The following is a 13,577-nucleotide window of genomic DNA, read 5'->3' as shown; positions in this document are numbered from 1 at the left end:
TTTCCGATGCTCACTTCTTGCCCTTCACGTGGCTCTCGAGCTCGACGAAGGTGGGGCGGTCGGGCGAGTACAGCACCTTGCGGCCGAACTCGATCGCCACCTGCGGCGCGTAGCCCTGCATCGAGGCCAGCAGCGTGGTCTTGATGCACTGCAGTTCCTTGCCGTTGTCCTCGACCTTCTGCTCCAGCAGGCCGCCCAGCGGCTCGACGAAGCCGTAGGCCAGCAGGATGCCCAGGAACGTGCCGACCAGCGCCGAGCCGATCATCGCGCCCAGCACCGCCGGCGGCTGGCCGACCGAGCCCATGGTCTTGACCACGCCCAGCACCGCCGCGACGATGCCGAACGCCGGCAGGCCGCCCGCCAGGCGCCCGAGCGCGGCCACGGCGGCGTGTTCCTCGGCGTGGTGCGTCTCGATCTCGGAGTCCATCAGCGACTCGATCTCGTGCGCGTTGAGGTTGCCCGAGACCATCATGCGCAGGTAGTCGGTGATGAACTCGACGACGTGGTGGTCGTTGCCGACGATCGCGTACTTCTGGAACAGCGCGGAGCTGTGCGGATCCTCGACGTCCTTCTCGATGGACATCAGGCCTTCCTTGCGCGCCTTCTGCAGGATGTCGTACAGCAGCGCCAGCAGCTCCATGTAGCGCGCCTTGCTGAACTTGCTGCCCTTGAAGCAGGCGCCCAGGCCCTTCATCGCGCCCTTGATCACCTTCATCTGGTTGTTGGCCAGGAAGGCGCCGCCGGCCGCGCCGAAGATCGTGATGAACTCGAAGGGCAGCGCATGCAGAATGACCGCGATGTTGCCTTCCTCGGCGATGTACACGCCGAAGATGCAAGCCAGTGCGACGACCCAGCCGACGATCACAAACATTTTGGGTACGCTTCCAGTTCTTTATTCATGCCGGGCACCCGGTGATGGGAGCCATGCGGCTTTATCGACGCGTCCGGTGCGCGCCTTGAGGGCGAGTCCGGCGTGAAATGAGCGGGATTGGCGGCCCAGACGCCTCGTCCGGGCGGATTCGCGTGGGGAATTCTTGAAATCCGCGTCATGAGCCGACCCGATAGATCCAGATCGGACGGCCCGACGCCAGCGCCATGCGCGCGTGCGGCGTCCGGCCGGCGGCCTCGAATTCCAGGCTGACGACCCAGCTGCCCGGCCGCATCTCGGCGTCCGCCTTCGCGAGCGCGCGCGCCATGCTCTCCGGGCGCTGGAACAGGTAGACGAGATCGTGCGCGGCCCACGAGCCGCGCCACATGTCGCCGCGCGTGACGCGCGCCCACGGGCAGCGCAGCCGCGTGGCCAGCGCCAGCGGCCAGCTCCATTCGACGCCCGCGATGCGCGCCTGCGGCCAGACGGCCCGCAGCGCCCGCAGGCCGTGGCCGAGGCCGCAGCCGGCGTCGAGCACGCTGGCCGCCGGCGCCAGCGTGATGTGGCGATCGAGGCCGGCGAGGGCGTCGCGCGGCGTCGGAAAGACTGGCGCGTCGCGCCAGGCCGTGACAGGGTAGGCGAGCGCCAGCGCGGCCAGCGGCAGCAGCCAGGCCCAGGCGGGGATCGCGCCGCCGACCCCGCTGGCCAGCAGCGAGACGGGAAAGCCGCCCGCGACGATCACGCGGCGCCAGAACGTGGCCGCGGCCAGCGCCGGCAGCGCCGCGACGGCCAGCCCGGCCGCGACGGCCAGCGCCGGCGCCGCCGCGTCCGTGCGCAGCAACGCGAGCATGACGACCCAGCCCGCGGCCCACGCCAGCAGCGCGGGCAGCGGCCAGCGCAACGCGGGCAGGCGCGGCGCGACGGGACGACGGACGGACGGGGACGATGCCATGCGTCGAGTGTCCGGGGACGCGCGTTCAGCCACCGGCCGGAAAAGAGCGGCAATCCCGGCCGTTCTTCATCTTGCAGTGCAGCAAGCAAGCGGACGAGCAGAAGCGCCGGGACAAAGAAAAAGGCGATCCGTTTAAAGGGATCGCCTTGGAAAGCACAGGGGTTGTGCTAGGAGGAGACAAGCAAGAAAAAAACAAGAAAACAGTTACTAGCTAGACCTGTTATCGGACCGTTTGTTCCGGTTATCAAGTCCCTGCAGGTAAAGAAACGCGTCGTAGTTCACGGATGCGGTGTCCACCGGGCCCGTTGCGCTCGACCGTCGCCGTTGACGCGACACCGAGCTCATCCGCACGACGCGTCCCCCATTCAATGCGCGAGGGACAGGGCGCCCGCCGCCTTGCCCTTGCCGGCGCGTGCCGGCGGGTTGCACAGGCCGCAGACGAAATGGCGCGCCATCTCGTGCGGGTGGGTGACGAAGTTGCCGGAGCACTTCGTGCACTTGGTCAGCGTCAGCATGCCGTTGTCGACGAACTTCACCAGGCGCCAGGCGCGGGTGACGGACAGCAGCGGCTCCAGGCCCTGGGCCTCGGTCTGCTCCAGGTAGAGCTGGTAGGCCTTGATCACCGTGTCGATCTCTTCCATCGCCGAGGACTTGTTGAGGTACTCGTGGATGTTGAGGAAGAGGCTGGCGTGGATGTTGGGCTGCCAGGTCATGAACCAGTCCGTCGAGAACGGCAGCTGGCCCTTGGACGGGCTGCGGCCCGAGACTTCCTTGTACAGGCGCAGCAGGCGCTCGTAGGAGAGATCGGTTTCCGACTCGAGCACCTGCAGGCGGGCGCCCAGCTTGATCAGCGTGACCGCACGTTCGATCTGGCGGGCCTCGGTAAGGATGCTCTTGACGCGCATGGTGATCTCTCCTGCCTGGTGTTTGTTGGATCTGACGGACGCTGCCGGCTGCTTACGCGGCTTCCTGGTGGCGGCCGGCCATCAGGATCGATGCGTGCAGGCGCGAGACGGTCTCGTTCGCGGCGGTCTTGCCGTGGCTGGTGATCAGGTTCCAGACGAGGTCGTCGTCCATGCGGAAGCGGCACAGCAGCGTGTTGCCGGAGGCGATCTTCATCATCTGCGCCGGGGTGAGCGACGAGATCATGTTGGCGGTCTCTTCCGAGATGCCCAGGCGGAACAGCGCCTGTTCGCGATCCGAACGGATCAGGCTTTGCGCCAGCATCATGTACGACAGGTTGGCTTCGCGGATCTCGGCGAGGATTTGAGTGGTTTCCATGATGCTTTTCCTTGTGTGCGGTGGAGGAAGAAACGGTGTCAACGTGGGATGAACTTTAAAGCGGGGAACTGGGAGGGAACATAAGCCCACTTCCGCGACTTGAGTCGTCCTGGCGCCACGTCGCCTGTCAGGCAAATTCCTACAAAGTCCGCCGCTGTAGGGAATGGTCGAGTACCGCGCTCAGGACACCTTTCGTTCATGATATTTGGGATATATTTCCCAAATGCTTGAGGACTCCGTACTCGTTTCCGCCATCGGCCTCGCGCTGGCCAAGTTGCTGCGCCCCCTCGTCCGACTCCTCCTCAAGCACTCGTTTCCCTACAGCGCCTTCGAGTCCATCGCCAAGCGCGTCTACGTCGAGACGGCGATGGAAGACTTCGCGTTGCCCGGCAAGAAGCCGTCGATCTCGCGCGCGGCCATCCTCACCGGCCTGACACGCAAGGACGTCAACCTGCTGCTGGCCGAACCGTCGTCCCGCGCCGATGTCTCCACCGCCCACTACAACCGCGCCGCCCGCGTGCTCACCGCCTGGGTGCGCGAGCCGCGCTTCGCGGGCGGCAGCGGGGCGCCGCAGCCGCTGCCCATGGACGGCCCGGACGGCTTCGCCGAACTGGTGCGTCTGCACGGCGGCGACGTCCCCGCGCGGGCCGTGCTCGACGAGCTGCAGCGCGTCGGCGCCGTGCAGACGCTGGCCGACGGCCGCATCGCGCTGCGCCAGCGCGCCTTCGTGCCGCACGACAGCATCGTCCAGAAGCTCGGCATCCTGGGCACGGACGTGGGCGAGCTCATCGAGACCATCACCCACAACATCGAGCACGGCGCCACCGACGCGCGCTACCAGCGCAAGGTCATGCACGTGGGCATCCCGATCGACGCGCTGCCCGCCTTCCGCGAGATGAGCGCCAGGCAGTCCCAGGCCCTGCTGGAGGGCCTCGACGCCTGGCTGACCGAGCACGACATCGAACACCTGCCGGAGTCCGGGCTGCCGCCCGGCGACACGGCGCGCGTCGGCGTCGGCATCCATTACTTCGAGCAACTCACCAACGCGCAGGAAGCCCAGACATGACCAGCAGGATCCTCTTCTCGGCCGCGGCCCTGGCCACGCTCTCGTTTCTCACCGCCTGCGGAGGCGGTGACGCCACCGAAGACAACGTTGCCACCCAGCAGCAATCGGCCAGCGTCGGGGGGATCGGCGGCAGCGGCGCCAACACCCTGAGCGTCGGCGGGATCGGCGGCAGCGGCGCGAACACGCTGAGCGTCGGCGGGATCGGTGGCAGCGGCGCCAACACGCTGAGCGTCGGCGGGATCGGTGGCAGCGGCGCCAACACGCAGAGTGTCGGCGGGATCGGTGGCAGCGGCGCCAACACGCTGAGCGTGGGCGGCATCGGCGGCAGCGGCATCGAGTCGGTCAACGTGGCGCACGCGTGCGGCCTGCAGAGCGTCAACGTCACGATCGCCGGCGCGCGCGTCAACGCCGACGGCGCGGCCGACGCCGGCAGCCCGGGCTGGGTCGACGTGGCCGTGGCCGCGCCGGTGCGCACCGACCTGCTGCAGCTCGCTGCCGGTAGCGCGCTGCCGCTGGACTTCTCGACGCTGCCCGATGGCACCTACCGCCAGATCCGCCTGCTGCTCGTCGCCGACGACGCCGCCACGCCGCTGGCCAATGCCGTGGTCGCGGCCGGCAGGCAGGAGGTCGCGCTGGCCGTGCCGGCCGCCGCCGACGGCGGCTTGCCGCTGGCACCGACGATCACCGTGGCGCAGGGCCAGGTGACGGCGTCGTTCCGCAGCCTGGACGTCTGCAAGGCGGTCTCCAGCACCGCCGGCGTCTACGCACTCGACGCTGTCGCAAGCAGCGCAACACAGGTCGCATCGGCGTATTGAGCCGGGCGGTCGGGAAGAGGGAGCCCAACATGGCACAGTTCGACGATATCGGATTCCTGCTGATGGACGTTGCCAAGATGTGCAACGTCGACGCGGCGCGCATCGTGACCGGCGACGCGATCGCGGCCAGCCTCGCGGCGCCCGACCAGTCCGGCTTCCACGTCGTGGGCTCCGAGGCTTTCCAGGCCCCGGATGGCACGCAGGCCAGGCTGCTGCTGCTAAACATGAAGCGGCGCCGCCTGACCGAGCGCGAGCAGAACGTGCTGCGGGCGATGGCGCTGCACGCGCAGATGCAACTGGTCTGACGACCGGGCGGACGCGGACTGAAGGCGCAGGAAAGCCCGGAAAACACCGCATTTCTTCCCGCTTCGGGCAACGATGGGCGCTCATAGCATGGGCGTATTCCCATGGCGACCGTCCGTCGGTCGCCGGCCCATTGAACCGGAGCGCCCATGAGCCAAAAGTTTTCGTGCACTGAAGAGCTGCTGCAGGCCCTGCCGCAGCCGATCGCCATCGTCGGCAATGGCATCCCCGCCGGCGCGATGGGCGCGGCGATCGATCACCACGCGAGCGTCATTCGCCTCAACAACTACCAGCTGGCCGGCTTCGAGGCCGTCGTCGGCAGCCGCACCACGCTGCGCTGCACGTCGGGCTGGAGCGACATCGAGCCGCGCGGCCAGGTCGGCGAGTTCTCGCCGTTCACCCGCGACTCGCGCGAGTCCGCCGCCGTCGCCGACTTCGAGCAGCGCAGCGGCTTCCAGCTGATCTGCGCCGCCACCGACGTCCACGCGCTGGTGCCGGGCGTGCCCAACCCGTCCACCGGCCTGGCGCTCGCCGCGCTGTGCAGCCACCTGGGCCTGCAGTTCAGCCTGTTCGGCTTCGACGGCTTCGTGAGCGGCCACTACTGGAACCCGGGCGTGAAGAACGCCACCACGCACAGCGGCGTCGAGCGCGACGTGCTGCTGGGCCTGCCCGGCGCCGTGTTCTACGGCCAGAGCTACGACTACGCGAGCCTGTACAACTTCTGCCACGCCGAGCACGCCGGCTACAACGTCAACGAAGGCCTGGCGCTGTATCGCCAGCTGGGTTGCGTGATCGAGGGCGAGTCCATCCTCGAATTCGGCGCGGGCAACGGCGACCTGTCGGCCTTCATGCAGAAGCAAGGCAACCAGGTCACGGCGCTCGAGGTGTCCAAGGTCGCCTTCGACCGCATCCCGGTGCGCAGCAAGATCAACGGCGACTGCATCACGCTCGCGGGCCTGACGCAGAAGTTCGATCGCTTCGTCTCGGTCGACGTGCTGGAGCACCTGACCGAGAACGACATCCGCGTCGTGCTGCGCGAGGCCGCGCGCCTGGCCGATTCCATCCTGGTGTCGGTGTCGACGCGCCTGAGCGGCCTGCTGGGCCCCCAGGGCGAGAACCTGCACCTGACCGTGCGCTCCGTCGAATGGTGGCGCGACCTGTTCTCCGAGCACTTCGACGTGCAGCTGATCAACGGCCTGGACGTCGGCCAGGTGATGCTGGCCGGCAACCGCCGCGCCGCCGATGCACCGCGTCCGGCGAAGGCGGCGCGCGCCGCGGATCGCTTCGACCTGCCCGCGGCCTACGTGTCGCGTGCCAAGCCCGTCTACTACGCCGACGTCGCCGACGACGGCCTCACGTGGCAGCCCGACGTCTACCCGACCGCCGCCGAGATCGCGCGCTCGCTCGCGTGCGACACGCTGATCGACATCGGCTGCGGCCAGGCGCGCAAGCTGAGCGTGCTGCATCCCGAGTTCAAGCTGATCGGCATCGACTACGGCGGCAACATGGAGCACTGCCGCTCGAAGTTCCCGTTCGGCACGTTCCTCGAGGCCGACTTCGAGGACATCGCCATGCTGCCGCTGCCGGGCCGCGTGCTGCAGAACTCGGTGGTGATCTGCTCCGACGTCATCGAGCACCTGGTCGACCCGCGCAGCCTGATGAACGCGCTGCGCGAACTGCTCAGGCACGCGCCCGCGCTGGTGCTGTCGACGCCCGACCGCGAGCGCACCTGGGGCAAGGCGCACATGGGTCCGCCGCCCAACCCCGCGCACATCCGCGAGTGGACGCTGGCCGAGCTGAGCGCGCTGTTCGAGCGCGAAGGCTTCACGCTGGCCGCCGGCACGCACACGCGCAGCAACGACGGCAGCCCGGATCTCGCGACGATCATGCTGGTGTTGGTCAACCCCGAGCACGCGCGGATCCGCGACAGCGCCTTCGCCGCGAAGCCCGCGCCGCAGCCGGTCGCGCAACCGGTGGCCATCGACGCGCCCAGTGCCACGACCGCGACCGCGACCATCGTCGTCGAGGGCCTGGAGGCCACGACCGCCGCCGCCGGCGAGCAGGCGATGGCCAACCCGACCTGGCGCGCGCGCCTCACGCGCGCCCGCGACGACCGCGAGATGCTGCGCGTGCTCGCGCAGATGAGCCTCGACCTTGGCCACCCCGACCGCGCGATGGATCTCTACGGCGCGCTGCTGTCCACCGACGGCGCCGATCACGACGCGCTCGAAGGCGTGGTGATCTCGCAGATCCGCTGCGGCCAGCACGCGGATGCGGCGCGCCTGCTGGAGTCGGTGCGCGGGAACTGATTCGCCTGCGCTCGCCAGCAAGGCCCGGCGTCGCGAGACGTCGGGCCTTGTTGCTTTGGCGCCGTCAGTTCAGGCCGCGGCTGTCGGAAATGTTGACACACGGTGCGGTTCGGCGCGGCCGGAATTGTCAATCCCTTTGTGAATCAACAAGTTGCGGTACTGGCTCGACAATTGCTTATCTCCCTTGCCCCGACACAGGGGCTGGAGGGACAACATGAAAAGCATTGCTTCGCTGGCCGCGTCGAGCGCGGTCGCGGTCGTGCTCACCCTGGCTGGCGCGTCGAGCGCGTGGGCCGGCCCGGTGAGCGTCTACGAGAGCGCGCCCTTCCAGGGCATCACGTTCACGTTCACGCAGGTCGACGCCGACACCTTGACGTTCAACATCAGCGGAACGCTGGGTGGCGACTGGTCGACGGCGAAATACCTGGGCGCCTTCGACCTGAAGGACCTGGGCCTGAACTTCTCCACGGTCACCGCGAAGGTCAACGGACCCGGGGCCGTCAATCTGGCGGGCGTCAACGATCAGTTGTCGGGCGCCAATGACATGTGCACGGGCGGTGGATCGCCTCCCGGCGGCATCTGCTTCAACATCAGCCCGGACTTCCCGGTCAATCCGATGCCGATGGACCTGACCTACACGATCGATTTCTCGGCGCCGCTGGCCATCACCAGCTCGCTCGGGCCGCACCTGCAGATCGCGTGGCTGGCCAATGCGGGCGACACGAAGAAGGTCGGCAACCTGTACTCCGAGAACATCGCTCTGAGCAGCACCGGCGGCACGGTGCCGGAACCGGGCTCTGTGCCGCTCGCGGTTGTCGCGCTGGCCCTGTGCGCGGGCGCGTCGAGGCTGCGCCGCCAAGCCTGACGTTCCGGCGCATTCGCCTGCATTCCGAGGCCCGGCATCACGCGATGCCGGGCCTTGTCGCATCCGGGCGGCGAGCGTCGCCGAAGGCCCACAATCGCCGGCACGCGATCCAGCGGATCTTCTCCACGAGCCACCGGCAGCCCATGAATGCACGCGCGCTGCGCACCGTCGGCATCCCGCTTCTCTTCGGCCTGGCCTGCGCCTGGGCGGTGACGTTCCCGATCGCGCTGTTCGGGCGCCCGGGCTGTCCCGCGCCGTAGCTCGGCAGCAGCTGTTCATTGACATCGTCGCTCGCGCGGCAGAGGATCGACGAGTCGCCGCCGGGAGTCGAACCATGAGAATTGCCGCATCCGTTGCTGCCGTGCTGGCCTGCCTTGCGACGAGCGCCGCGGCCCAGGCCTTCGTCGATCTCGATTTCGACGCCGCGAACGTGCCCCTCCCGCCCGGCAGCACGAGCTTCATGCCGTGGAACGAGGCCGCTCCCGGATGGAGCCACTCCGACGGCGACAGCACGAGCTACGTCTCCTGGTTTCCCAACGCCGGCTACAGCCAGTCGTACGTGCTGCTGCTGTCGCCCTTCGGCAGCGCGTCCGGCCCGTATGGATTCGGCCTGAAGAGCGGCACGTTCCACGAGGACGAACCCCGCGGGCCGTTCGTCTACGCCGAGATCTCGCAGACGGGCCGGCTGGGTCCGCAGGTGACCACCATCGAGCTGCTGAGCAGCAGCTACCTGTTCGAGGTGACGCTCGACGGCACGGGCATCGCGATGCAGCCGGTGGGTCTCGATCCGACGAGCCCGACCTATACCGAGGACATGATGGGCTACTCGGGCGAATGGACCGGCGACGTGTCGGCCTTCGCCGGCCAAGTCGTCAACCTGCAGATCACCGACCTGCAGACGGCGCCGAACCCGCCGGGGCTGGCGATCGACCAGATCGAGTTCCTGCCGGTGCCCGAGCCATCCACGGCCGCGCTGCTCGGACTGGGGCTGCTCGCCACAGTGCTGGCGGGCCGGCGTCGTGCGCTCAGCCCGCCGGGACTTCGTCGAAGGTGACCGTGTCCCTCAGCACCGGCGCCACGAAGCGCTCGGTCGTATCGAACGTGATACCCCACTCGGCATGCCGGATCGTCGTCAACGCGACGCCCTGGCGGCGCATGAAGTCGCCGATCGCCTTGTCCTCGTAGTACTCGTCGCCGATCTCGGCCGGGTAGTGCGCGTATTCGCTCGCGACCAGCGCGGCCGCGCGCGGCCCGAGCAGGTAGCAGGCGCCGCCGGCCCAGGCGCCGTGGTGGCGGCGCGAGTACGGGCCCATCGGCTTCGAGGTCTTGCCGAAGTGCCAGAAGCGGCACAGGTGCGGGTTGACCGCGAGCATGCCGACGTAGTCGTGCTGGCGCGAGAGCTGCAGGAAGCGCTCGGGCGCGAAGCGTTCGGTCAGCTGGCAGTCGTCGTCGATCTTGACGACGGCGATCGCGCCGAAGCGCTGCACCAGCGCGTTGACGCCGGCGGCGACCTTCAGCGGCAGCGTCTCGTAGTTGTCCTCGACCGGCAGCGTGCAGGTGTCGCCGTCCCAGTGCGGCACGCGCAGGCCGGGGTCGCCGATGACGATGCAGGCCGTCGCGCCGCGCGCGCGCAGGGCGGCCTGCACGCGCTCGGCCTGGCGGAAGTACTTGCGGCAGCTGGTCACCATGAAGACGACGCGGCCGCCGGCGGGCAGCGGTTCGGACGGGCGCATCAGCGCGGCGTAGATCGTCTCGGCCTGCGGATGCAGCGGCGACATCAGCAATACCTCGCGCATCAGCTGCTCGACCTGCTCGGGCGTCAGCTCGCGGCCATGCGCGCCGATCCAGGCCAGCCAGGCGCTCGCGGCGTCGTGGCTGAAGACGCGCTGGTTCAGCGTGCTCATCGCGAGCGCGAGCCGCTGTTCCAGCGTGTGCGGGGCCAGGAAGGCTTGTGCGGGCAGGGCGAGGAGCGGAGTCAGGGGATGCATGTCGGTCTCGGCGTGCGGGTTCAGGCGGCGAGCAGTTCCATGTCCTGCATCGGGTGCAGCACGCGCTTGGGTACCGGCGTCGCGGCAGGACGCGCGGCGTCGCCCATGCCGCACAGCGCGGCGCGGATCGCGAGGGCGCGTTCGCGCCGCGTCGCGTCGGCGCGCTGCAGCACGACGGCGCCTGCACGCAGCTCGGGGAAGGCCGACAGCGCGCGGTAGCCCAGGGTCTCGAGCATGTGCGGCTCCCAGCCGGCGTCGTACCAGGCCGCGAGCGTCGCGTCGAGCTCGGACGGCGCGGTCGGCTTCGGTGCCCACCAGACGATGCGGCGCGCGGGATGGCTCGCGCCCTCGCGCGCGAGCGCGGCGAACTTCGCGGCGGGCATGTCGGCCGCGAGCAGCAGGTCGGCGTCGTCGTTGGCCACGCGCTGCCAGCCCGGGTTGGCCAGCGTCAGCTCCTCGACCCAGCGCGGGCCGTCGCTGCCCGCCGCGCCGGCGAGGCGCACGGCGTCGGACTGGCGCAGCACCTCCAGCAGGCCGGCGATGTCGCGGCGCGGGGCGGCGGTCTCGTCGGTGTCCGGCTTCCACGTGCCGTCGCCGTTGAGGATGTAGGACTCCATGTTCATCGCGATCTTCGCGAGCAGGTTCGTGCGCGCGAGGTGCAGGTAGCGCAACGGGCCGTAGCGCGAGGGCACCGCGTCGCGCACCGCGTCGTCGGCGCGGTTGCGGCCGGCGCGCGCGGGCTGCGCGTAATCGAGCGCGACGGTCGTCAGCGTGGCGGCATCGATGCCCTGGCCGTACACGACGCGCTCGTACAGCTGCTGCCACTGGAAGCCGGCGGTCGGCACCTCGGCGTGGCGGTTCTTCACGAGATAGGCCTGCCAGCCGTTGATCACCTTGGCCGAGAGCTGCTCGACGCTGCGCACCGGCAGGTGGGCGACGGCGACGCCGTCCATCACGTGCGTCGTCGGACGCGTGCGGTCGGTGAAGTGGACGTGGTGGTTGCCCTGCTCGATCACCAGGCGCGCGTCGTCGCGCGGGTCGCGCCGCACGACGACCTTGAAGTAGGTCGGCTCCTCGCGGCGGCGCCGGTCGGGCATCGCGCCCAGCGGGTCGGCCAGCACGCGGGCCGGGTCGACTTCGACGTCGGGCAGGTGCGTGCGCCACGGCAGCAGCACCGCATCGCCGGCCGGCACCACCGCGAACGCGGCATCGAGCGCGGCGCGCGAGGGCGCGTGGATGAACTCGTCGGCATCGAGGAACCAGACCAGCTCCGGATTGAACACCGGCACCACCTTGCGGTAGACGTGCGTGACCTTCTCGGACTGGTAGTAGCCGAAGATCGGATCGTCGAACACCACCAGCGGCAGGCCCTCGCGCTGCAGCGAGGTGAGGATCTCGCGCGTGCCGTCGGTCGAGCCGTTGTCGATCACGACCATCAGGTCCAGCAGCGCGAGGTTGTGGCGCACGAAGGCCTCGACGATGTCGGCCTCGTTCTTGATCATCGCGATCGCAAGCGTGTTCATGTCCGGTGCAGTCTCTTGTTCGTTGTTGTCAGATCAGCGCGTAGGCTTCATCGCCGGCGAACTGGTCGTCGGCCAGGCCGCCGAAATCGGCGCGCATCGTGCGGGCGGTCGTGCGCTCGCGCGGGGTCGTCGCGATCTTCCTGAGCGTCACGCGCATGAAGGCGGCGTTGTCCTTGGCGCACGGCTGCACGTTGGCGTCCAGCCACTGCGACTTCGTCAGCTCGAAGCGGTGCTCGAACCAGCCCAGGTACCAGAACCAGTCGGTGTAGTAGAGCCAGGAGTTCTCGTTGAGCGCGCGCAGGTGCGTCGGGTCCTGCCACGCGGTCAGCGCCTTCTCGTACGGCACCTCGATGGAGAACGCGCCGCCCACCTGCAGCAGGGCCAGCGCGTTGGTCATCAGCATCGGCAGGTCGGGCACGTGCTCCAGCACGTTGTTGGCGTAGATCAGCTCCAGCGTGCCGGGCTCGAGCCGCACGGTGCCGCCCATCTGCGTCGGCGCCTCGTAGGGCAGCGTCACCGGCTGGCCGAGGTCCAGCACGAGGTCGGGCTCGGCGCGATCGAGGATGTCGATGTTGAGCCAGGTCGGCTTGTAGTCCTTGCCGGAGCCGAGGTTGATCGCGCGCGGGCGCCACGGGCCCGGCGCGCGCAGGCGCGCGAAGCCTTGCTGGAAGCCGGTCGCGAAGGCCAGCAGGTCGGCGAACTGTTCCATCGGGTCGTGCACGGCGTCGCCGCCGCGGAACGTGGCCAGCCGCTTGCGCGCCTCGTCGTAGAACGCCGGCGTCTTGAAGTGCAGGCGGAACCATTCCTCGACCTGCTCGGGCAGCCATAGCACCGAGTCGCGGAACGCGGGCGCCGGGTCGGTCGTCGGCGTGTATTCGGAGATCACCGGCGTGCCCAGCGACAGGCAATGGAACGCGCGCGCCTGCTCGAAGCGGTTGCTCTCGTAGTAATGGCAGTTGAGGACGGCCTTGGCCTGGCGGATGAAGTCGTCGCGCTCGGGGCCGTAGACCGGGCCGTCGAACATCGCCACGTTGAAGCCGGCGGCCTCCACGCGCGCGATGAACTGCTGGCGGCGCGGGTTGGTGCTGCCGAAGAACAGCAGGTCGATCGGGCGCTCCTCCAGCGGCAGCGCGGGCTGGTCGAGATAGGACGCGTAGCCGAAGGACACGATGGGCACGTCGGCCGGATCCTGCGCGTAGGCCGCGACGTTGGCCGCGTCGTAGTCGACCACCGCCGACTTGCGCAGCAGCGCGAGGTAGTCGGGGCTGACGGCCGCGCCGCCCTGGCCCAGCTGCTCGAGGTTGACGAAGATGCAGGCGTGGCGATCCTGCCAGTCGGCGGGAAAGCCCAGGTGCGCGCCGAACACGAAGTTCACCGCGTCTTCGCGCAGCCGGTTCTTGGCCATCGTCACGGTCGCGCCCTGGCGGCGGAACATGTGGCGGAAGTAGCGCGCCTGGTCCAGGAAGCCGAGCGAGTGCACGTAGCCGGCAGGCTGGATGATCGCCAGGTGGATCGCGGGGGCATTCTTCATGGAACCGGGCTCCGGAATTGTTCGAGGACCGAATGGACGGTCATGAGCCGATTCTGAAGAGCGGCGCGGCGGGCCA

General features: G+C 69.0%; 13 protein-coding genes. 6 read left to right on the top strand and 7 right to left on the bottom strand.

The genetic code is table 11. From position 1 onward, the window contains the following. Window positions 1–10: 10 nt before the first annotated feature. The 4 genes from motA to flhD form a co-directional block, all read right to left on the bottom strand. Complete coding sequence (gene motA / locus LPC04_RS03235) at window positions 11–871, bottom strand: flagellar motor stator protein MotA (RefSeq protein WP_275680742.1); 861 nt, start codon at window positions 869–871, stop codon at window positions 11–13. Between the two features lie 175 nt (window positions 872–1,046). Continuing rightward, the gene (locus LPC04_RS03230) at window positions 1,047–1,820 is read right to left on the bottom strand and encodes a class I SAM-dependent methyltransferase (protein WP_275680741.1); all 774 of its coding nucleotides are present in this window, start codon (window positions 1,818–1,820) and stop codon (window positions 1,047–1,049) included. 365 nt (window positions 1,821–2,185) lie between these two features. Next, complete coding sequence (gene flhC, locus LPC04_RS03225; protein ID WP_275680740.1) at window positions 2,186–2,725, bottom strand: flagellar transcriptional regulator FlhC; 540 nt, start codon at window positions 2,723–2,725, stop codon at window positions 2,186–2,188. Window positions 2,726–2,777: 52 nt separating this feature from the next. After that, window positions 2,778–3,101, bottom strand: coding sequence for a flagellar transcriptional regulator FlhD (gene flhD, locus LPC04_RS03220; protein ID WP_275680739.1), 324 nt, complete (start codon window positions 3,099–3,101; stop codon window positions 2,778–2,780). 223 nt (window positions 3,102–3,324) lie between these two features. Between flhD and LPC04_RS03215 the strand changes: the two genes are divergently transcribed. The 6 genes from LPC04_RS03215 to LPC04_RS03190 all read left to right on the top strand — a co-directional run bounded on the left by LPC04_RS03215 (window position 3,325) and on the right by LPC04_RS03190 (window position 9,513). Continuing rightward, window positions 3,325–4,167 (top strand): DUF6502 family protein, encoded by an 843-nt coding sequence (locus LPC04_RS03215; protein ID WP_275680738.1) that lies wholly within the window; start codon window positions 3,325–3,327, stop codon window positions 4,165–4,167. Next, window positions 4,164–4,982 carry a DUF4382 domain-containing protein gene (locus tag LPC04_RS03210; protein WP_275680737.1) on the top strand — a complete coding sequence of 273 codons (819 nt, stop codon included), beginning with the start codon at window positions 4,164–4,166 and terminating at the stop codon, window positions 4,980–4,982. The genes LPC04_RS03215 and LPC04_RS03210 overlap by 4 nt, the downstream gene beginning before the upstream one ends. A 29-nt stretch (window positions 4,983–5,011) precedes the next feature. After that, complete coding sequence (locus LPC04_RS03205) at window positions 5,012–5,287, top strand: hypothetical protein (RefSeq protein ID WP_275680736.1); 276 nt, start codon at window positions 5,012–5,014, stop codon at window positions 5,285–5,287. A gap of 147 nt (window positions 5,288–5,434) precedes the next feature. Next, window positions 5,435–7,594 (top strand): glycosyltransferase family 29 protein, encoded by a 2,160-nt coding sequence (locus LPC04_RS03200; RefSeq protein ID WP_275680735.1) that lies wholly within the window; start codon window positions 5,435–5,437, stop codon window positions 7,592–7,594. 214 nt (window positions 7,595–7,808) lie between these two features. Continuing rightward, window positions 7,809–8,459, top strand: coding sequence for a PEP-CTERM sorting domain-containing protein (locus LPC04_RS03195; protein WP_275680734.1), 651 nt, complete (start codon window positions 7,809–7,811; stop codon window positions 8,457–8,459). A 334-nt stretch (window positions 8,460–8,793) separates the two neighbouring features. Then, window positions 8,794–9,513, top strand: a complete 720-nt coding sequence (locus LPC04_RS03190; protein WP_275680733.1) for a PEP-CTERM sorting domain-containing protein — start codon at window positions 8,794–8,796, stop codon at window positions 9,511–9,513. Here LPC04_RS03190 and LPC04_RS03185 read toward each other — a convergent pair. The 3 genes from LPC04_RS03185 to LPC04_RS03175 are packed head-to-tail and all read right to left on the bottom strand — an operon-like array spanning window position 9,485 to window position 13,501. Further along, a complete protein-coding gene (locus tag LPC04_RS03185) occupies window positions 9,485–10,447 on the bottom strand; it encodes a hypothetical protein (RefSeq protein ID WP_275680732.1) in 963 nt (320 codons plus the stop codon). The genes LPC04_RS03190 and LPC04_RS03185 overlap by 29 nt on opposite strands. 20 nt (window positions 10,448–10,467) lie before the next feature. Continuing rightward, window positions 10,468–11,970, bottom strand: coding sequence for a glycosyltransferase family 2 protein (locus LPC04_RS03180; protein WP_275680731.1), 1,503 nt, complete (start codon window positions 11,968–11,970; stop codon window positions 10,468–10,470). A 28-nt stretch (window positions 11,971–11,998) separates the two neighbouring features. Next, a complete protein-coding gene (locus LPC04_RS03175) occupies window positions 11,999–13,501 on the bottom strand; it encodes a hypothetical protein (RefSeq protein WP_275680730.1) in 1,503 nt (500 codons plus the stop codon). Window positions 13,502–13,577 lie beyond the last annotated feature (76 nt).

The sequence above is a fragment of the Scleromatobacter humisilvae genome (assembly GCF_023231945.1).
In the GTDB taxonomy this organism is placed as follows: Bacteria; Pseudomonadota; Gammaproteobacteria; order Burkholderiales; family Burkholderiaceae_C; genus Scleromatobacter; species Scleromatobacter humisilvae.
The sequence above is the reverse complement of the archived record's forward strand: the minus strand, read 5'-3'. Positions and strand labels throughout refer to the sequence as shown.

Bases quoted from the DNA above. Each gene is read 5' to 3' on its own strand.
- motA (WP_275680742.1), bottom strand. From the start codon at position 871: ATGTTTGTGATCGTCGGCTGGGTCGTCGCACTGGCTTGCATCTTCGGC.
- LPC04_RS03230 (WP_275680741.1), bottom strand. From the start codon at position 1,820: ATGGCATCGTCCCCGTCCGTCCGTCGTCCCGTCGCGCCGCGCCTGCCC.
- flhC (WP_275680740.1), bottom strand. From the start codon at position 2,725: ATGCGCGTCAAGAGCATCCTTACCGAGGCCCGCCAGATCGAACGTGCG.
- flhD (WP_275680739.1), bottom strand. From the start codon at position 3,101: ATGGAAACCACTCAAATCCTCGCCGAGATCCGCGAAGCCAACCTGTCG.
- LPC04_RS03215 (WP_275680738.1), top strand. From the start codon at position 3,325: ATGCTTGAGGACTCCGTACTCGTTTCCGCCATCGGCCTCGCGCTGGCC.
- LPC04_RS03210 (WP_275680737.1), top strand. From the start codon at position 4,164: ATGACCAGCAGGATCCTCTTCTCGGCCGCGGCCCTGGCCACGCTCTCG.
- LPC04_RS03205 (WP_275680736.1), top strand. From the start codon at position 5,012: ATGGCACAGTTCGACGATATCGGATTCCTGCTGATGGACGTTGCCAAG.
- LPC04_RS03200 (WP_275680735.1), top strand. From the start codon at position 5,435: ATGAGCCAAAAGTTTTCGTGCACTGAAGAGCTGCTGCAGGCCCTGCCG.
- LPC04_RS03195 (WP_275680734.1), top strand. From the start codon at position 7,809: ATGAAAAGCATTGCTTCGCTGGCCGCGTCGAGCGCGGTCGCGGTCGTG.
- LPC04_RS03190 (WP_275680733.1), top strand. From the start codon at position 8,794: ATGAGAATTGCCGCATCCGTTGCTGCCGTGCTGGCCTGCCTTGCGACG.
- LPC04_RS03185 (WP_275680732.1), bottom strand. From the start codon at position 10,447: ATGCATCCCCTGACTCCGCTCCTCGCCCTGCCCGCACAAGCCTTCCTG.
- LPC04_RS03180 (WP_275680731.1), bottom strand. From the start codon at position 11,970: ATGAACACGCTTGCGATCGCGATGATCAAGAACGAGGCCGACATCGTC.
- LPC04_RS03175 (WP_275680730.1), bottom strand. From the start codon at position 13,501: ATGAAGAATGCCCCCGCGATCCACCTGGCGATCATCCAGCCTGCCGGC.